The 18,455-nt window shown below is 75.2% G+C and carries 16 protein-coding genes; 7 read left to right on the top strand and 9 right to left on the bottom strand.

The annotated features are described in order from the left end of the window. Window positions 1-150: 150 nt before the first annotated feature. Entirely contained in the window at window positions 151-924 is a 774-nt protein-coding gene (locus HFV08_RS28680) for an oxidoreductase (protein ID WP_168543382.1), read from the top strand. Window positions 925-1,335: 411 nt separating this feature from the next. Here the strand turns inward: HFV08_RS28680 and xylB are convergent, their stop codons facing one another. The 9 genes from xylB to HFV08_RS28635 form a co-directional block, all read right to left on the bottom strand. Then, a complete protein-coding gene (gene xylB / locus HFV08_RS28675) occupies window positions 1,336-2,766 on the bottom strand; it encodes a xylulokinase (RefSeq protein ID WP_168543379.1) in 1,431 nt (476 codons plus the stop codon). A 118-nt stretch (window positions 2,767-2,884) separates the two neighbouring features. Continuing rightward, window positions 2,885-3,880 (bottom strand): zinc-dependent alcohol dehydrogenase family protein, encoded by a 996-nt coding sequence (locus HFV08_RS28670; RefSeq protein ID WP_168543377.1) that lies wholly within the window; start codon window positions 3,878-3,880, stop codon window positions 2,885-2,887. After that, window positions 3,877-4,746, bottom strand: a complete 870-nt coding sequence (locus HFV08_RS28665) for a carbohydrate ABC transporter permease (protein ID WP_168543375.1) — start codon at window positions 4,744-4,746, stop codon at window positions 3,877-3,879. The genes HFV08_RS28670 and HFV08_RS28665 overlap by 4 nt, the downstream gene beginning before the upstream one ends. Beyond that, window positions 4,746-5,702 carry a carbohydrate ABC transporter permease gene (locus tag HFV08_RS28660; RefSeq protein ID WP_168543373.1) on the bottom strand — a complete coding sequence of 319 codons (957 nt, stop codon included), beginning with the start codon at window positions 5,700-5,702 and terminating at the stop codon, window positions 4,746-4,748. The genes HFV08_RS28665 and HFV08_RS28660 overlap by 1 nt, the downstream gene beginning before the upstream one ends. Continuing rightward, window positions 5,699-7,060: an ABC transporter substrate-binding protein gene (locus HFV08_RS28655; protein ID WP_168543371.1), complete on the bottom strand. Its 1,362-nt coding sequence runs from the start codon at window positions 7,058-7,060 to the stop codon at window positions 5,699-5,701. Before HFV08_RS28655 ends, HFV08_RS28660 begins: the two co-directional genes overlap by 4 nt. Window positions 7,061-7,150: 90 nt before the next feature. Beyond that, window positions 7,151-7,921 (bottom strand): DeoR/GlpR family DNA-binding transcription regulator, encoded by a 771-nt coding sequence (locus HFV08_RS28650; RefSeq protein ID WP_168543369.1) that lies wholly within the window; start codon window positions 7,919-7,921, stop codon window positions 7,151-7,153. Between the two features lie 320 nt (window positions 7,922-8,241). Continuing rightward, complete coding sequence (locus tag HFV08_RS28645) at window positions 8,242-10,458, bottom strand: bifunctional serine/threonine-protein kinase/ABC transporter substrate-binding protein (RefSeq protein ID WP_168543367.1); 2,217 nt, start codon at window positions 10,456-10,458, stop codon at window positions 8,242-8,244. Window positions 10,459-10,471: 13 nt separating this feature from the next. Then, window positions 10,472-12,601, bottom strand: a complete 2,130-nt coding sequence (locus HFV08_RS28640; protein WP_168543365.1) for a bifunctional serine/threonine-protein kinase/ABC transporter substrate-binding protein — start codon at window positions 12,599-12,601, stop codon at window positions 10,472-10,474. Further along, on the bottom strand, window positions 12,601-13,434 hold the full coding sequence (locus HFV08_RS28635) for a hypothetical protein (RefSeq protein WP_168543363.1): 834 nt from the start codon (window positions 13,432-13,434) through the stop codon (window positions 12,601-12,603). Before HFV08_RS28635 ends, HFV08_RS28640 begins: the two co-directional genes overlap by 1 nt. A 724-nt stretch (window positions 13,435-14,158) precedes the next feature. Between HFV08_RS28635 and HFV08_RS28630 the strand changes: the two genes are divergently transcribed. From HFV08_RS28630 to HFV08_RS28605, 6 genes are all read left to right on the top strand, one after another. After that, window positions 14,159-14,341, top strand: coding sequence for a hypothetical protein (locus HFV08_RS28630; protein WP_168543361.1), 183 nt, complete (start codon window positions 14,159-14,161; stop codon window positions 14,339-14,341). 4 nt (window positions 14,342-14,345) lie between these two features. Next, a complete protein-coding gene (locus HFV08_RS28625) occupies window positions 14,346-15,041 on the top strand; it encodes a hypothetical protein (protein WP_168543360.1) in 696 nt (231 codons plus the stop codon). Beyond that, window positions 15,038-16,012, top strand: coding sequence for a DUF6895 family protein (locus HFV08_RS28620; protein ID WP_168543359.1), 975 nt, complete (start codon window positions 15,038-15,040; stop codon window positions 16,010-16,012). The genes HFV08_RS28625 and HFV08_RS28620 overlap by 4 nt, the downstream gene beginning before the upstream one ends. Then, window positions 16,009-16,944, top strand: a complete 936-nt coding sequence (locus HFV08_RS28615; protein WP_168543357.1) for a DUF6895 family protein — start codon at window positions 16,009-16,011, stop codon at window positions 16,942-16,944. Before HFV08_RS28620 ends, HFV08_RS28615 begins: the two co-directional genes overlap by 4 nt. Continuing rightward, window positions 16,941-17,972, top strand: coding sequence for a serine hydrolase domain-containing protein (locus HFV08_RS28610; protein ID WP_168543355.1), 1,032 nt, complete (start codon window positions 16,941-16,943; stop codon window positions 17,970-17,972). The genes HFV08_RS28615 and HFV08_RS28610 overlap by 4 nt, the downstream gene beginning before the upstream one ends. Window positions 17,973-18,151: 179 nt before the next feature. Beyond that, window positions 18,152-18,343, top strand: a complete 192-nt coding sequence (locus HFV08_RS28605) for a DUF6381 family protein (RefSeq protein WP_040246760.1) — start codon at window positions 18,152-18,154, stop codon at window positions 18,341-18,343. The last annotated feature ends 112 nt before the right edge of the window (window positions 18,344-18,455 follow it).

The following is an 18,455-nucleotide window of genomic DNA, read 5'->3' as shown; positions in this document are numbered from 1 at the left end:
GCCTGACCGTCACCCGCCCCGCTCGCTTTTGCCGCGACGCCACTCCGTGCGCTTCCCCGCGCGGCTCGCCCTTTTCCCTCTGTTTCCGTCCTCCTCTCCATTCACCCTTTCCCGCATTCTGTAATCCAAGTTCAAGAAAGAGGTACCGTCATGGATCTGCGCCTGAAGGGTCGGACCGCCCTGGTCACCGGAGCCAGCAAGGGCATCGGGCTGGCCGTCGTCCAGACGCTGGCGGCGGAGGGGGTACGGGTCGCCGGAGTCGCCCGCAGCGCCGTGCCCGGGGCCGCCCTGTCGATCACCGCCGACCTCTCCGGGCCCGAGGGTCCCGCGGCGGCGGTCGCCCGAGCCCGCGAGGAACTCGGCGGCATCGACATCCTGGTGAACAACGTCGGCGGTGTCCGCTCCGGGATCGCCCACGGGGAGAGCTTCGCCGACCTCACCGACGAGCACTGGCAGCAGGCGCTCGACCTCAACCTCTTCAGCGCCGTACGCACCACCCGGGCGGCGCTCCCCGCACTGCTCGAAGCCCGCGGAGTCATCATCAACGTCTCCTCCATCGGGGCCCGCTTCGCTCACCCCCCGGTCGAATACGGCGCCGCCAAGGCCGCGTTGACGAACCTCAGCAAGGCGCTTTCGGAGGAGCTCGGCCCGCAGGGGGTGCGGGTGGTGACGGTGAGCCCCGGGCCCACCCTCACCGAGAACTGGAAGGGCGCCGACAGCATGGCCGCGGACCTGGCGCGGGAGGCGGGCGTCAGCCACGCCGAGTTCCTCGCGGAGCTGCCGCGCCGGATGGGCATCGCCACCCGGCGGCTCGCCGAACCGGCCGAGACGGCGGCCCTGATCGCCTTCCTGGCCTCCCCGCACGCCGCCAACATCACCGGCGCCGACTACTTCGTGGACGGCGGGGTCATCAAGACCGTGTAGCGGACGGCCGGTTGAGGCTGCGGGCCCGGGCGCATCCGAGCCCCGGAACCCGGGCCCCAACCCGGGCCCGGCGCGGTCAGCTCAGCTGCGACCGGAGTGCGCGCTCCACCTCGCTCAGCGGCAGCGTGGGGGACCGCACGCTCCGGGTGGCCCGCGGGCGGACCGCTGAGCGGCGCCCCGGTGTCGTCCGCGGTCCGGGTGCCGGGCTCCTCCTCGCCCCGTGGGGGCGGCAGGAGCGTCACGGCGCCGACGGCCACCGCTCCCCAGCAGAGGCCGAGCGTTTCCCAGTCCGGTACGGCTCTGCGCAGTGCCCGGCGCACGCGGGACCAGAAGTACGCGCTGATCGTCCGCCTCCTCGTCCGCGCCGGTGCCTGTCGCGGCTGAGAGGAGGAGGCGTGCCTCAAGCGCCCATCAGGTGGCTCTTCCGCCGGGTGGGTCCACCAGCGCCCCCGCCCGCTCCAGCGTCCCCGCGATCCGCTCCAGGGTCTCGGTGTCCCTCGGCAGCGGGGCGTGCAGGGGGCCCTCGGCGGTGCGCCAGCGGCGGGCCACCTCGTCCGGCTGTTCGTCGGTGAGCAGGGCGGCGGCCTGTGCGGCGGCGCCGAGGGCCACGAGTTCCTGGGCCTCGGGGATCCGTACCGCACGGCCGGAGAGCCGCCGTACGGTGTGCTGCCAGGCGGTGCCCCTGGCCCCGCCGCCGATCAGGAGCAGCGGCAGCTCGGCGCCCTCCTCGCCGCTGCCCGCGAGGACGTCGTCCAGGGCGGCGAGCAGGGAGTACGCGGCGCCGTCGTAGGCGGCCTGGAGGAGCTGGCCCGCGGTGGTGTCGTGCCGCAGGCCGGTGAACAGGCCCGCGGAGTAGGGGAGATCGGGGGTGCGCTCGCCGTCGAGGTAGGGCAGGACGACGGCGCCGCCGCCCGGCTCCACCTCCTCCCGGTCGCGGCCGAGCAGGGCCGCGATCCGGTCCACCGCGAGCGTGCAGTTGAGGGTGCAGGCGAGCGGGAGCCAGTTGCCGAGGGCGTCGGCGAAGCCGGAGACGGTGCCGCTCGGGTCCTGCGGGCGCCCGCGGGTCACCGCGTAGACGGTGCCGGAGGTGCCGAGGCTGAGCGCGGGCTGTCCGGGCCGCAGGCCGAGGCCGAGGGCGGCGGCCATGTTGTCGCCGGTGCCCGCGGCCACCAACGCGCCCTCGCGCAGGGGGAGTCCGGACCGTACGGTGCCCGCGGCCCGCCCGGGGCCGAGCACCGTCGGCAGCATCGCCTCGTCCAGGCCGACCAGGTCGAGGATCTCCCGGTCGTAGCCTTCGGGGGTCCACCAGCCGGTGCCCGAGACATCGCCCCGGTCGGTGGCGGCGGTACCGGTGAGCCGCTCGGTGAGGTAGTCGTGCGGCAGCCGTACCGCCGTGGTGGCCTCGGCCCGGTGCGGCTCGTTCTCGCGCAGCCAGGCCCACTTGGCGACGGTGAGCGCGGCGCCGGGGACGCTGCCCACCCGGCGTACCCACTCGGCGGCGCCCCACCGCTCCCGGAGCGCCGCGGCCTGCGGGGCGGAGCGGACGTCGTTCCACAGCAGGGCGGGGCGCACCGGCGTGCCGCGGGCGTCCAGGGTGACGAGGCCGTGCTGCTGCCCGCCGACCGCGACGGCCTCGGCCCGCTCGGCATGGCCGGTCGCCGCCACCGCCTCGGTCAGTGCCCGCCACCACTGCGCCGGATCGCTCTCCCGGCCCTCGCCGGTGGTGACCTCGTGGGCCGCCCGGCCGGTGCCGAGGACGGCGCCGCTCTCGGCGTCGACCGCCAGCGCCTTGGTGGACTGGGTCGAGCTGTCGATACCGATGACGATGCGCTGAGCGGCCATCACGCCTCCGTGTGCTGAGCGGGCTTGCGGTCACTGCGGGCCCCGGCACGTCGGCACCGCGGGCGGACGGGGTCCGGCGCCCGTCCGCCCGTACCGTACGAAGGCCGTGCCCCGGTCCTCAACTACCCGGGGTGACCACGATCTTGCGACCCTTGCCGGAGGCGAAGCGCTCCAGGGCCGCCGGGTACTGCTCCAGGGGGAGCCGGTCGCTGATGAACACCTCCGGGTCGAGCACGCCGGCGGCGAAGAGCTCCGCGGCGCGTTCGTAGCTGTGCAGCACCGCCATCGAGCCGGTGATGGTGATCTCCTGGTTGTAGATCTTGTACGGCTCGATGGTGGCGGTGGTGGCGTAGTCGGCCACCCCGAACTGCAGGAAGGTCCCGGCCCGCGCCACCCGGCCGAGGCCGTCCTGGATGGCGTTGGCGTTGCCGGTGGCGTCGACGACCAGGTCCCAGCCGCCGGGCCGGTCGAACTCGTCGGCGCCCGCGGCGGCGGCCGAGCAGCCGAGGGTACGGGCGGTGGCGAGCCGCTCCGGGTTGAGGTCGACCATGTCCACGGCGGCGGCGCCGGTGCGCTTGGCCAGCTCCAGCATCATCAGGCCCATGGTGCCCGAGCCGTAGATGAGGACACGCGAGCCGAGCTGGGACTTCAGGACGTCGTAGCCGCGTACCGCGCAGGACAGCGGCTCGATCAGGGCGGCGTCCTCGGTGCGGATGTGGTCGGGCAGGCGGACGCAGTTGGCGGCGGGGGCCACCGCGTACTGGGCGGCGCCGCCCGCGGTGGTGACGCCGATGGCGGCCCAGCGCTCGCAGAGGTTGTTGTGGCCGGTACGGCAGTAGCGGCACTCGTAGCAGTACAGGGAGGGGTCCACGGCGACCCGGTCGCCCGCGGTCAGGGTGGTGACCTCGGAGCCGAGCCCCACCACCCGCCCGGCGAACTCGTGACCGGGCACCACCGGCAGGGTCGGTGCGAACTCGCCCTGGAGGATGTGCAGATCGGTGCCGCACAGCCCGCAGGCGGCGACCTCCACCACGACCTCGCGCGGCCCGGGGGTGGGGTCGGGGACCTCCGCGACGGTGACCTTCCCGACGGACTCGATGACTGCGGCCTTCACTTGACAGCTCCAAGGGACAGGCCCTGGACCAGTTTGTCCTGGGCGGCGAACCCCGCGGCGAGCACCGGCAGGGAGATCATGAGGGAGGCGGCGCACACCTTCGCCAGGAACAGGCCCTGGCTGGTGATGAAGGTGGTCAGCATGACCGGGGCGGTCTGGGCGGTGACGCCGGTCAGGACCCGGGCGAAGAGCATCTCGTTCCAGGAGAAGATGAAGCAGATCAGCGAGGTGGCGGCGATGCCGGGCGCGGCGATGGGCGCCACCACCCTGCTGAGCACGGTCGGCAGCCGGGCGCCGTCGATCTGCGCGGCCTCGATGACGGCGACCGGCACCTCGGCGAGGAAGGACTGCATCATCCACACCGCGATCGGCAGGTTCATCGAGGTGTACAGCAGGACGAGCACCCAGATGTTGTCGAGCAGCCCTGCGTCCCGGGCGAAGAGGTAGACCGGCAGCAGTCCGGCGACCACCGGCAGCATCTTGGTGGACAGGAAGAAGAAGAGCACGTCGGTCCACTTCTCCACCCGGCGGATGGAGAGCGCGTACGCGGCGGGCAGCGCGAGGACCAGGACCAGCAGGGTCGAACCACCCGAGGCGACAAGGGAGTTGAGCAGCGAGGGCCAGGGGCTCGCGCCGCCGTCCGCGCCGAAGAAGTCCCGGTAGCCGTCCAGGGTGAGCGAGGCCGCGAGCGAGGGCGGATTGGTGGCCGCGTCGCTCTCGGAGTGGAAGGAGGTCAGCACCATCCAGGCGATCGGCAGGAAGAAGGCCAGCGAGAGGGCCCAGGTGACCAGGGAGAGCAGGCCCTGCCGGGTGCGGGCGGAGCGGGCGCGGGCGGCGCCGTCGGGGGCGGTTGCCGTGGCGCTCATCAGCGCGCCACCTCCTCACGGAAGAGGGACGAGACCACGCGCAGGGCGAAGGTCGCGAGGATCAGGGAGCCGATGACCACGAGCACCCCGGCCGCGGAGGCGAGGCCGTTCTCATGGGCCTGGTAGAAGGTCTGGTAGACGGTGTAGGGCAGGTTGGCGGTGTCCAGGCCGCCGGAGGTGATGGTGAACACCGCGTCGAAGTTCTGCACGATGTACACCGAGCCGAGCAGGGTGCCCAGTTCGAGGTAGCGGCGCAGATGCGGCAGCGTCAGATGGCGGAAGATCTGCCAGTTGCCCGCGCCGTCGATCCGGGCGGCCTCGATCTGCTCGGCGGACATGCTCTGCAGACCGGCGAGCAGGATCAGCATCATGAACGGCGTCCACTGCCAGATCAGCGCCGCCTCCACGGCGGGCAGCGGATGGTCGGTCACCCACTGGGGCTGCGCGGCCCCGTCCCCGAAGACCCAGTTCAGCAGCCCGTTGAGCAGTCCGTACTCGGGGTTGAAGAGCACGTGCTTCCACAGCAGGGCGGCGGCCACCGGCACCAGGAGGAAGGGCGCGATGAGCAGGGTGCGGGCGAGGCCGCGGCCGGGGAAGCGCCGGTTGAGCAGCAGGGCGAGCACGAGGCCGAGGACCAGGCTCACCAGGACCACGGTCACCGTGAGCAGCACGGTGGTCAGCACCGAGCGGCGCAGCGCCTCGTCGCTCAGCACCTCGCGGTAGTTCTCGAATCCGGCGAAGTGGCGGGCGTCCGGGTAGAGCGCGTTCCAGTCCATGAAGGAGATGAACACCGTGGCCACGAAGGGCAGTTGGGTGATCACGATCATGAAGATCAGGGCCGGGAGCAGCGGCGCCCTGGTGGCCCAGGCGCGCAGCCGCCGCTGACGGGCCGAGGCCTCGGGTGCCGGGGGCCCGGCGACGGCGGCCGGGGCGGGGGTGTTGGTCAGCGCACTCATCGTCCCTCGTACTCCTCGGAGATCTTCTCGGCGAGTCCCTGTGAGGTCTCAAGGGCCGAGTCCACCGACTGGCGTCCGGCGATGGCCTCGCTGATCTCCTGGGAGACCTTCAGACCGAGGTCGGTGAACTCGGGGATCCCGACGAACTGGATGCCGGGCGCCGGGCGGGGCTGCACCCCGGGGTCGGTGGGCCGCGCGCCCTGGATGGCCTCTCGGGTCACCGACTGGAAGGCGGCCGCCTCCTTGCGGTACTCGGGGATCTCGTACGTCGAACTGCGCTTACCCGCGGGCACGTTGGCCCAGCCGAAGCGTTCGCCGACCAGGCGCTCGTACTTCTTGCCGGAGGCCCAGGAGAGGAACTTCCAGGCCTTGTCCGCCTTGGGCGAGGCCTTCTGGACGCCCCAGGCCCAGGAGTAGAGCCAGCCGGAGCCCTTGGTGCGCTCCACCGGCGCGGGGACGTAGCCGATCTTGCCCTTCACCGGGGAGCCCTTGGCCTCCAGGGAGCCGGCGCCCGCGGTGGCGTCGTACCACATGGCGCTCTTGCCCTGGGTCATGTTGTTGAGGCACTCGGCGTAGCCGGACTGGGCGGCGCCCGCCTCGCCGTGCTCGCGCACCAGGTCCACGTAGAACTTGGTCGCCTTGGCGAACTCCGGGGAGTCGAGGCGCGCCTTCCAGCCCTTGTCGAACCAGGTGCCGCCGAAGGTGTTCACCACGGTGGTCAGCGGGGCGGTCAGCTCGCCCCAGCCGGGCAGTCCGCGCAGGCAGATGCCCTTCATGCCGGGCTGGGAGCCGTCCGCCTTCGCGGCGAGGGCGGCCACCTGCTTCCAGGTGGGGTGCGCGGGCATCTCGAGGTTCTGCTTCTCGAAGACGTCCTTGCGGTACATCAGGAACGAGGACTCGCCGTAGAAGGGCTCGCCGTAGACCTTGCCGTCCTCGCCGCGCAGCGACTGCCGGATCGGCGCGAGGATGTCCTCGCGGTCGAAGGCGGTGTCCTTCGCCTCATAGGTGTCCAGCGGGCGCAGCCAGCCGTTGCGGGCGTAGATGGGTATCTCGTAGTTGCTGAGGGTGGCCACGTCGTACTGCCCGGCCTGGTTGGCGAAGTCCTGGCTGATCTTGTCGCGGACATCGTTTTCCGGCAGCACGGTGAAGCTCACCTTGATGCCGGTCTCCTTGGTGAAGTGGGCGGCGGTCAGTTTGCGCAGCTCCTGCATCTGCGGGTTGTTGACCATGAGGACGTTCAGGGAGTCGCCGCCCGAACCGGCGGCTCCCTTCCAGCACCCGGTCAGCGAGAGCGGGAGCAGTGCCCCCGCGGCGAGGGCGGCCACCGTACGCGGCCTTCGTCGGCTCGGTGTTCGCATGAAGGCTCCAGGGGAAACGCGTGCACAACAAGGGCACAGGGGGACAGTTCGATGGTGCGGGGCGGGCGGGGCGCGGGGTCCGCGGGCGGCTCAGGCGCGGACGACCTGCGGGCCGAGCAGCGCGTAGCGGTGCGCCTCGGCGGCGGGCAGGGCGGTGCTGGTGACGATGGCCTCCAGATCGCCCACCGAGGCGAAGCGGCAGAAGCTCACCGCCCCGAATTTGGTGTGGCTCCCGGCGAAGACCAGGCGGCGCGCGACCCGTACCGCCTCCGCCTTCACCCCGCCGACGGCCGGATCGGGAGTGGTGAGCCCGTGCTCCCGGGAGATGCCGTTGGCGCCGATGAAGGCCAGGTCGATGACGAAGCCGGAGAGCATCTGCGTGGTCCAGTGGTCCACGGTGGCCAGCGTGCCCGGGCGGACCCGGCCGCCGAGCAGCAGCACCACCGTCTTCTCGTGCCGGGCCAGCGCCGAGGCGGTGGCGAGGGAGGCGGTCACCACCGTCAGCGGCCGGTCGGTGGGCAGCGCCTCCGCGATGAGCTGCGGGGTGAAGCCCTCGTCCACGAAGACCGTCTCCGCGTCACCGAGCAGTTCCACGGCCGCCGCCGCGATCCGCCGCTTCTCCGGTACGTGCATGGTGGTGCGGTGCGCGAGCGTCGTCTCGTAGCCCGCGCTCTCCACCGGATAGGCCCCGCCGTGGGTCCGCCGGACCAGGCCGTGGTCCTCCAGTACGCGCAGATCGCGCCGGACGGTCTCCTTCGCCACGTTCAGCTGGGCCGCCAGCTCGGTGACATCCACCGAGCCGGCCTCCCGCGCCGCCTGCACGATGCGCCGTCTGCGCTCGTCCGTGCCCAGTGCCGCCATGCCGGTCCTCACCTCGCCTTCGCCGCCGCCGGGGAGCCCGGCCGTGGCCAGGGGTGCCCGTTCGGACTCGTGAGGGAAGTTCTACTGTGCCCCGGCCTGCCCGAACAGACACCGCGCAACGCGGACGGTGCCCGGTTCTGCCCGTTTGCAGCGCCCCGGGCCCCGCGATGAGCAGTGCCTCGGGCCGAACGGGCAGCGGGCGGGCGCCCTTTTGGGGCCTTGGCGCTGCCCGTTCGCTGCCCGTTCCCCGGGCACGGGTGCCGGGCCGGGCGCCCTCGGGGCCGCTACGGGCCGCCGACCGGAACCGGTGCGCGGACCCCTCAGTCCCGCACCTGGTCGTAGCGGCCGAGGAAGCGGAAGGCGCCCTCGCGGACCTGGTAGAGGAAGCCGGTGTTCTTCCAGGTGAGGGTGCGGGTGTTGTCGGCGGCGAAGCTGAGGGTCTTGGCGACGCCCTGGTGGCTCAGGCCGAAGAGGGTGTCCGCGAGCGCCCGCGGCTCGACGCGGGAGCCGTCGAGGCGGCCGAGGCCCTGGGCGAGCAGGCCCACCGCGTCGTAGGCCTCGGCGGACCAACGGGGCGGCGGCCCGCCGTAGCGCCTCCGGTGGGCCGCGCCGAACTCCCGGGCCGCCGCGGTCAGTCCGGCGGCGGCGTCGGTGTACGGGGCGGCGATCACCCAGTCCCGCGCGGCCCCGCCCGCCGCGTCCAGGAAGGCGGGCCGCAGCACCGGCTCGGTGGCGGCGCGCACCCCGGTGTACCCCGCGGCGGCCAGCTCCCGGGCGAGGGCCGCGGCACGCTCGGGGGACGCCCCGGCGTAGACCACCGCACCGGGCTGGCCGGCCAGGGCAGCGGCGGTGACCGCGCCGAAGTCCCGCTGGTCCGCGCGGACTTGGTGGACGCGCGTGGTGCCCTCGGAGGGCGGGGACTCGCGCAGGTCCCGGGCCAACTGCTCGGCCGCCGCGCCGCCGGAGAGGTCCTGGACGACCGCGGTCCGGCTCACCTCCCGTACCCGGGTCAGATAGGAGAGCAGCGGGATGGCCGCCATCGCCCCGGTCGCCCGGGTCACGCAGAGGGTGCGCTGCTCGGCGGGGGAGACGGCGCCGCCGTCGTAGGAGACCAGGACCATCGCGGTCCCGGCCCGGTCGTAGAGCGGGGCCGCCGCCTTCAGCGCCTCGGCGGTGGCGAGGCCGAGGACCGCGACCACCGGCGGGTCCGCGGCGAGCAGCGCCTCGGCGCCCGCGCGGGCCCGCGCCGCGCTGCCGTCGCCGACCCGCTTCAGGGCCAAGCGGAAGGGCGAGTCCGTACGGGCGTTGTGCGCCTCCACGGCGAGCCGGGCCCCGTGCTCCAACGCCCGCCCGGTGGCGCCCAGTTCGCCGGTCGACTCGGCGTGCAGGCCGAGCAGACGGACCGGGCGGCCGTCCGCCGCCGAGGAGGAGCCGCGGGCCGCGAGCACGGCGGCACCGGCCCCGCCCGCGGCGAGCACCGCGGCCGCCGCACCGCCCACCACCAGGAACCGGCGCCGGGCGGGCCCGGCCGGGGCGACCTCGGCGGTCGTGGGCGCCGGGTCCGCCGGGGCGCCCTCCGGTGCCGCGAGCCGGGGCGGCGGGTCGAGGGCGCGGGCCGCACGCTCGGCGACCAGGCGCAGCAGGGCCGGGGGCAGCCAGTCGTCGCCGGGCCCCGGAGCCACCGCGCCCCAGCCGCCTTGGCCGCGCGGGTCGGCCGTGCCGCCGAGCGCGGCCAGTCCGGCGCGCAGCCGCTCGGCGGTGGGCCGGGCGCCGGGCTCCCGGGACAGGCAGCCCTCGATCAGCGCGCGGGCCGCGGGCGGCAGCCGCCCGAGTCCGTCGAGGTCGGGGGCCTCGTGCAGGGTGCGGTAGAGCACCGCCACCGCGTCCCCGCCGCCGAACGGCGCCCGCCCGGTGGCCGCGTGGGCGAGCACGCAGCCGAGCGAGAAGAGATCGCTCGCCGGGCCGACCTCGCCGCCGTGCATCCGGGTCTGCTCGGGGGAGAGGTAGCCGGGCGTGCCGATCACGGCGTCCGCCGCGGTCAGCGCGGTGGTGCCGCCGCCGCGGGCGATACCGAAGTCGATCAGGCGCGGCCCGTCCCGGGTGAGCAGCACATTGCCCGGCTTCACGTCCCGGTGCACCAGGCCCGCCGCGTGCACCTCGGCCAGGGCCTCGGCGAGCCGGGCGCCGAGGCCGAGCACCGCGGGCGCGGGCAGCGGTCCGTACCCGGCCACCGCCTCCGCGAGCGAGGGCCCGGGGACGAAGTCGGTGGCCAGCCACGGCTCGGCGGCCTCGGCGTCGGCCGCCCGCACCGGCACCGTCCAGCGGCCCGAGAGCCGCCCGGCGAGGCCCGCCTCGCGCCGGAACCGGGCGCGGAAGTCCGGGTCGGCGGCGTACTCGGCGCGGATCACCTTCAGCGCCACCAGGGCGCCGCCGCCCGCGCGGGCCAGATAGACCACGCCCATGCCGCCCGCCCCGAGCCGCGCGAGCAGCCGGTGGCCGCCCACCTCCTCGGGGTCCTGGTGCCGCAGTGCCCGCATCCCCGCGCCCTCCTCAGACCCCGCCGACGGTCAGCGGACCGGTGTAGCGGAAGCGGCCGCCGCGCACCTCGTAGCGGTACACCCGCTGGGCGTCGAGCGCGAGGCTCTCGTCGAAGGTGTACGTGCCGTTGATCGCCGTGAACTCGGCCTTGCGCAGCGCCTCGGCGAGCCGTTCACCGCCGGGGCGGCGCGCCTCGGCGCCCGCGAGCGCGGCGAGCCGGTCGATGACCAGGCGCGCGCTGTCGTAGGCCTCCACCGCCCAGACGCCCGGCGCCTTCCCGTAGCGCTTCCGGTAGGCGGCGGCGAAGGCGCGCGCCGCCTTGGCGCCGGGGTCCGAGTAGGAGACCACCGTCTGCCAGCCCTCGGCGGCCTCGCCCGCGGCCTCGGTGAAGGCGGCGGTCGCCGAGAAGGGGTCGAGGAAGCGGGGTCCGGTGAAGCCCTCCCGGTGCAGCAGCCGGGCGACGGCGGCGGCGCGTTCGGCGGTGCCGGAGTAGTAGAAGCTGTCGGCGCCGCGGCCGAGGATGTCCCGCGCCACCGGGTCGAGTGCGGTGACCACCGCGGGCACCACCCGGTCCAGGATCTCCAACTGCGCGATGCGCCCCGCCCCGTGGAGCAGCTGCGCGGGCTCCCAGCCGAGCAGCCGCCCGGCCCGGTCCACCAGCATGCCCAGCTTCGAGGCCCGCTGCATCACCAGCGCCAGCGCGGTGCCGAAGGGCGTGTACGAGGTCATCGGCGCGGCCCGGAAGTAGTACCGCGCCTGACCCATCAGCGCCGAGGTCGCCCCCGAGACGGACAGCTCGGAGACCGAGACCAGCGGGAGCCGGGCACCCTCGTAGGCCTCCACCGCCGGGGCGGAGACCGCGGAGGTCGGCCCGAGGACCGCCAGCACGTCCCGGTCCCCGGCCAGCTTCTTGGCCACCTCCCGCGCCCGCGCCGCCTCGCCGCGGTCGTCGGCCACCCGCAGGCTGAGCGTGAAGGCCTTGTCCGTACGGGAGTTGAACTGCTCCACGGCGAGCCGGGCCGCCTGCTCCTGGGTGCGCCCCCAGGCCTTGTCGGGGCCGGACAGATCGGCCTGCACCCCGAGCACCCAGCGCCGCCCGGCCGGGGCTGCGCCGTCGTCGCCGTCCCGCAGCAGCGCCCACGCCCCGGCGCCGCCCCCGGTGGCGAGCAGGGCCGCACCGGTGCCGAGGGCGAGGAAACGGCGGCGTCCGGGCGGGGCGGGCGCGGCCGGTACCTCGGTGGCCTCGACACCCGGCAGCGCGAGGAGTTCGGCGGCCCGGTCGGAGACCATCCGCACCACGCTGTCCGGCAGCCAGTCGATGCCGGGCCGCACCGAGTCCTCGATCAGTGCCGTGTCCAACTCGGCCGCGGTGGCCCGCAGTTCGGGGTCCTTGGCCAGGCAGCGGCGCAGCAGCGCGCGCAGCGCCTCGTCCTCGACGGCCGAGAGGTCCGGCTCGTCGTGGACCGTGCGGTAGAGCAGCGCGCCGCTCTCGCCGGTGCCGAAGGGCGGCTGCCCGGTGGCCGCGTAGGCGAGGACGCAGCCGAGGGAGAACACATCGCTCGCCGGCCCGGCCCGGCCGGCCCTGGCCTGCTCGGGGGAGAGGTAGCCGGGGGTGCCCACCACCACGCTCGCCGCGGTCAGCGCGGTCTCCTCGCCGGTGGTGCGGCGGGCGATGCCGAAGTCGATCAGCCGGGGGCCGTCCAGGGCGAGCAGGACGTTGCCGGGCTTCACATCGCGGTGCGCGAGCCCCGCCGCGTGCACCGCGCCGAGCGCCCGCGCCAGCACCTTGCCGAGCAACCGCACGGCCCGGGAGGGGAGCCGGCCGTACGCCGTGACCGCCTCGGCCAGCGAGGGGCCGGGCACATAGGCCGTCGCCAGCCAGGGCGCCGCCGCCTCGGTGTCGGCGCCGAGCACCCGTACCACCCAGGGGCTGTCCACCTGCCGGGCGGCGGTCACCTCGCGGGCGAACCGGGCCCGGAACTCCGGCTCCTCGGCGTACTCGGGCTGGATCACCTTGACCGCGGCCAGCTCGCCCGAGGGGGTGCGGGCCAGATAGACCACGCCCATGCCGCCGGAGCCGAGCCGCCCGAGCAGCCGGTGCCCGCCCCAGTGCGAGGGATCCGCGGGAAGCAACCGCTCCATCACGAACTCCCCTTGGACGAGCCGGACTTGGACTCGACCGGCCGGCCGATCGCCTTCTCCGCGCGCAACAGCATCCGGGGCACCGGCTGTTGGGCCGCCGCCATCGTCTCCCGCTTGTCCCAGCCCTCGCCCGCGCAAGCGGAGACGCTCACCACCACCGGACCGAAGGTGGCCTGCTGCCACTGGTACGGATAGGGGCCGCCCTGCCCCTCGGTGGTGCACTCGCCCAGCTCGATCAGGGAGTCCTCGGCGTAGGCGTTGCCGCCCTCGCCCCAGGCGTAGGCGGTGGACACCAGCTTCGAGAGCTTCTCGCCCTGGCGCAGGGTCTGTTCGGAGCAGCCGATCGCCTCCTCCAGCATCCCCGCCTGCTCCCAGGCAGCGTCGAGCACGGTCGGGTGCACGGTGACCGTCGCGCTCAGCCGCAGCGGCCCCTTGCCCTTCGCCGCGGGCAGTACGAAGTGCCGGGTGAGGGTGGCCAGTACGTCATTCGGCAGCGGCTCGCGCGCCCAGACGCAGTCGCCGCCGAGCACCGACCAGGTGGCCGGATCGCTCTCGTAGGGCCGCGCCTGCTCCACCGAGCCGCCGAAGAGCGCCGGGTCCGCGATCACCTCGCGCACCAACTCCCGCGCCTCGGCAGGGGACTTGGGCTGCTTTCCGGGATCCGCCTCGATCGTCGGCGCGGGGGCTGGAGCGGGGGCCGCCGGAGCCGCGCTCGCGGTGCCGCCCTTGCCCCGCGGCTTCGCCGGTCCGCGACTCGCCCGGCCGTCCCCGCTCCCGCCGCCGTCCGCGCATCCCGCGGCGAGCAGCGCCCCCGCCGCGAGCACCCCCACCACACGCCCGGGTCTCTCCCGCAACCGCCTCATCCGCCCCGCCCCCTGTTCGTCTGTCCGGTGCCCGAGCCCCCGGCCCCTCGGCACCGCCCGGCCCCCGCCGGACACTCTCTGTTACCCACGGATGCCGCAACCGCCCCGTTCGGTTCCCGCCCGGGAGCACCTTCCGCCCCGCGCCGTGCGGCCCGGGTCCGGAGCAGGAGCGTACGGGCCGGTGCCCCTCGGAGGGAAAGGCCAAGTGCGCCTGTGAAGCGGGCAGTCGGGGCGGTCGTGCGCACCGCGGGGCAAAGGGTCCGAGGCGCGGCCCGGGGGCGCGGGGCACTCTAGTGGCAGGGGCGGCGGCCCTCCTGTCGAGAGCGGCGGGATTGGTCCCGCGGAGTGGTTCGGCCCCGCTCGCCTTGCACCGACCGGTGGATGGCGTTTGCCTGAAGTGGCACAGCACACAGGGATTCGTGAACTCCCGGTGTCCACCGCCGAAGGACGCGCCGCCCCGCCCCCGCGGAGCGCGCGGGTCCGGCATGCGCGCACCGGCCGGACACGGCGTCCGGAGCCGCGGGATCCGTACAGCGTTTCCGCGGTGGTTCGCCCCTGCCCCCGTGCGCCCCCTGGAAGGGGCGCGACCCCGGGTGGCCGGGCGGTCCGTCCGACGGCCGAGGCGCGGGAACAGCCCGCGCCCAACGGTCCGGTCCGAGGCCCACGGACCCAGCTCTGACAAGGAGTTGATGACATGCTTCCCCTCGACACCTCGGCCCCGGTCCGCGCGGAAGAGCTGACCGAGGACGTGGAGGCCCTGCTGAACCCGGCGGAGGCCGACGGCGAATTCCACGACTCGGCCGAGTGCGCGGCACTCCTCCTGGTCGGCGGAGCGCTGCTGCTCTCGCCGCCCACCCCGCGCCCGAAGAAGAGCTGACGGCGTGAAGGAAGAGCTCGACGCCTCCGCCTCGCTGGCGGGGACGGTCCAGGAGCTCGCGCGTGCGGTCGTCTCCGCCCTCGGCGGCGGGGACGACCGCACGCGGGTCCTGGACTCCGTGACCACCGGCCCCGACGACCCCGTCCTGCTCGCCGCGGCCCGGGTGCTCGGCGCCGATGTACTCGCCCCGCGGCTGCTCCTCGGGCAGGACCGCCCGCCGGAGGAGAGCGAACTGGTGGCCGCCGCCGCGCGGGCCTTTCCGCCCGCCGCCTCCTTCTCCAGCCTGTGGAACCACTGGGGCATGCGGGCCGCCGTGGCGCGCGCGAGGGGCACCGAGGCGCCCGCCCCGCCGGTGGACGGCGCCGCCGCCCTCTCCTGGGTCGCCACCGAACCCTGGCAGGAGCTGACCCGGCGCCTGGCGCCCGCCGCCGCCCTCGCCGGTCCGGAGCCCTCCCCGCTCGCCGCCGCCGTCGCGGGCCGCACCGAGGACCTGGCGCGCGGCTTCGTCCGCGCGGTCCGCCGCCGCGACTGGCTCCAGGCCGCCGGTGCCGGACGCTGGCTCGCCCTCGCCCCCGAGGTGCCCGCCTCGCTCGGCCTGGACCCGGGCCTGGAGTTCACCGCCCACCTGGGCGGCGCCGACGCCCGGGTGCTCCTGCACTGCCGGGCCGCGGCCCTGCTGCGCGCGGGGGCGGTCCGGTGAGCGGCCCCGACCAGCTCCCTGACCCCGACCAGCTCCCCGACCTCGACCAGCTCGCCGTACGCGCCCTGAGCTGGGCCCGCGACCGGGAGTCCGACTTCCGGCTCCCCGCGGACCCCACCGACCCGGCGCACCCCCGCGACCGCACCCTGCGCCCCCTCGCCGAACTCGCCCAGCTCAGCCACACCATCGCCTGCGTCGGCGAGCCGGGCGGCAGGCGGGAGGCGCTGGCCCGCGCCCTGTTCGCCTTCGCCTGGCGGGAGACGGCCGAGGGCGAGGTCCTCGCCGCCCTCGCCCGGCGGGAGCCCTTCGCCACCTACCCGCTGGAGATGTACGCGGCCTTCGCCGAGGCGGGCCTGCGCCACCCGGGCTTCGAGCGCCAGGTGCGGCGGCTCACCGGCACCCGGCAGTGGCGCCTGGCCGAACGCGACGCCACCCGCACGCTCGCCGTCCTGCACGCCGAGCGCACCCTCGGCCTCAGCCCGCACCGGGACCGGGCCGCCGCCCAGTCGGCGACCTGGCTCGGCGGCCTCGCGGAACCCTGGTCCTTCACCACCCAGTCCGGGTACGCCGCCACCCACCACGTCTTCCACCTCACCGACTGGGGCACCCGGCCCGCGGGCCTGCCGCCCGAGGTGCGCGAGCACCTGCGGCTGTGGCTGCCCGCCTGGCTCGCCTGCACCGTGGAGGCCGGGGACTGGGACCTGACCGGCGAACTCCTCGCGGTGGCGGCCGTCCTCGACGAGGAGCCGCCCGGCCTCGCGGCGGCCTGGCACACCCTGGCGCGGGCCCAGCGCCCCGACGGCGCCCTGCCGCACAGCAGGGAACTGGCCGAGCGGGCACCCGGCGAGTTCGCGCACAGCTACCACGCCACCGTGGTGCTCGCCCTCGCCGCCTCGCTCACCCTCCACCACCGCCGCCGTACGCGGGAGCCCGCCGCGAGGCTGCCCGAATCGTTCCTGGAGGCGACGTGACGACCACCGTCGATCTGGCACCCCTGCTCCACCGGGTCGGAGCCGGCGCCCTGGACTGGCTCGACGCCCACCGGGAGCAGTTCCGGGCGGGCGACCCCGCGCTCACCCCGCCCGACCTGGTCAAGTCGCGGTTCAAGCAGATCGGCGAACTCGGCCTGGTCGGACGGATCCTGATCCGCGAGGGCGTGGCCGGATCCCAGCAGGCCGTACAGATCGAGAACCTGCTCGACTTCGTCTGGCGCGAGGGGCTGCACGGCGGCACCCTGCTCAACTGGCTCCAGCGGGACGAGCCCTTCTCCCCGATCCCGATGGAGCTGTACGTGCCCTTCCGGGAACTGGGCTACCGCAACCCGGCCCTGGAGGAGCACATCCGCCTGGTCAGCCGCACCACCAGCTGGCAGGTGCTCGAAGGGCCGCCCAACCGCCGCCTCGGCCTCAGCCGCTTCGAGGCGCGCGCGGGACTCACCCCGGGCACCTCCGCCGAACAGGCCGCCGCGCACACCTGGCTCGGGCACACCCCGGAGCCCTGGAGCGCCGACTCGCACATGGCCTACGCCGTCACCCACACCGTCTTCCACCTCACCGACTGGGGCCGCCGCCCCGAGCGGCTGCCCGCCGCGCTCGGGGAGTATCTGCGCCTGTGGCTGCCCGCCTGGACCGACGAGTGGGCCGCCGCCCGGCACTGGGACCTGCTCGGCGAACTCCTCGTCGTGGACGCCTGCCTGCCGGTGCCCGCCCTGGACCCCGGCGTCTGGCAGCGCTATGCCGCCGCCCAGCAGCCGGAGGGCGCCATGCCGGCCCGGGGCGCGATGCCCGAGGGGGACACCGAGGAGGTCTTCGAGGCGGTGCACCACCCCACGATCGTCGCCCTCTTCGCCTCCACCATGGCCGTCTCCCGCGCGATGAGCGCCCTCAGCCCGCCCGGCCCGTGACCACCCCGCGCCTCACCGCGGAGCGGCTGCTCGCCGCGGCCCGGTCCGTCAGCGCACCCGACGTCGTCTTCGCCTGCTCCCAGGACGGCGAGCGCCGGTTCGCCGCCGCGGGCACCGCCGCCCGCGCCGCCGGTCCGGAGCCCCGCGCCGAGCTGCGCCACGAGATCGGCTCCGCCACCAAGACCTTCACCGGGCTGCTCCTCGCCCACCTCGCCCACCGCGGCGTCCTCGGCCTGGACACCCCGCTCACCGCCCTCCTCCCGCAGCCCCCGCCGCCGCACGGCCACCGGGACGCCATCACCCCGTACACCCTGCTCACCCACACCTCCGGCCTGCCCCGGCTGCCCCGCGAGCTGTACCGGCGGGCCCTCACCCGGCGCCGGAACCCCTACCAGGGCTCTACATACGCGCAGTTGACGGCGGCCTTCGCGCGCAGCCGCCCCCGCCGCGCGCCCGGCAGCCGCTGGCACTACTCGAACTTCGGGGTGGCCCTGCTCGCCCCCGCCCTGGAACACCTCACCGGGCGGCCCTTCCCGGAGCTGATGGCGGAGCAGGTCCTCGCGCCCCTCGGGCTGCCCGGCACCGCCCTCGGCGCGGGGCCGCCGGGGGCCGCCGCGGGGCCGCCGGGGGACGCCACCGGGCACGGCGGGGACGGGCGCACCGCCGTTCCGGCCTTCGAGCCCGGGGCCTTCCTCGCGGCCGGTGGTGTCCGCGCCACACCCGGGGAGCTGCTCACCTATCTGGAGGCGCTGCTGGAGCCCGGCCGCTGCCCGGAGCTGGGGGAGGCGCTGTGCGCGGTCCGCGAGCCGGTGCTGCGCCGCGGCCGGGGGCACCGGCAGAGCCACACCCTCACCTGGTTCAGCCACCCGACGCCGAGCGGCCCGCTCCTCTTCCACAGCGGCGCCACCCCGGGTCAGGAGGCCTTCCTCGCCCTGCGCCCCGCGACCGGCACCGCCCTGGTCGCCCTCGCCAACCGGCGCTACACCCGCGGCAGCACCCTCCAGCAGCAGGCGTACGACCTCTTCTGATGGCGGCGGCGGACCGGGCCCGGGCGGCGCCCGCCGGGCCCGGCGGTGAGCGGCGATGGCGGAGCGTAGTCGCTGATGATGCGAGGGAGGGCGAGTGCTGTTTCCCTGACAAGGCCGGCACCACGGTGCACGGACCTCATCAGGCGATACGCCGACGGCATCTCACCACAGGAGTGATCATGAGCGTTGCGGACGAACCGGGCGCACGCGCCGCGCAGATGCGGCAGAAGGCCCAGGAGTTGCGGGAGGCCGCCGAGCGCAGCAGCGACCCCGAGGCGCGCGAGCGCCTGGAGAACAAGGCGCGCCACCTGCAGGAGCAGAGCGAGAAGACGGACCGCCCGGGCCCGGGCGAGGCCCGGCCGATGGGCTGAGTCCCGACCGGAGCCCGCGCCCGGCCGCGTACCCGCCGGACCGGGGCGGGCTCTCCGGACGGCAGCGGCCCCGGCCGGGGGCCGTCAACGCCCGCTCGCCACAGCCCAGTTG

It is taken from the genome of Streptomyces physcomitrii, assembly GCF_012273655.1.
Taxonomy (GTDB): domain Bacteria; phylum Actinomycetota; class Actinomycetes; order Streptomycetales; family Streptomycetaceae; genus Streptomyces; species Streptomyces physcomitrii.
The sequence above is the reverse complement of the archived record's forward strand: the minus strand, read 5'-3'. Positions and strand labels throughout refer to the sequence as shown.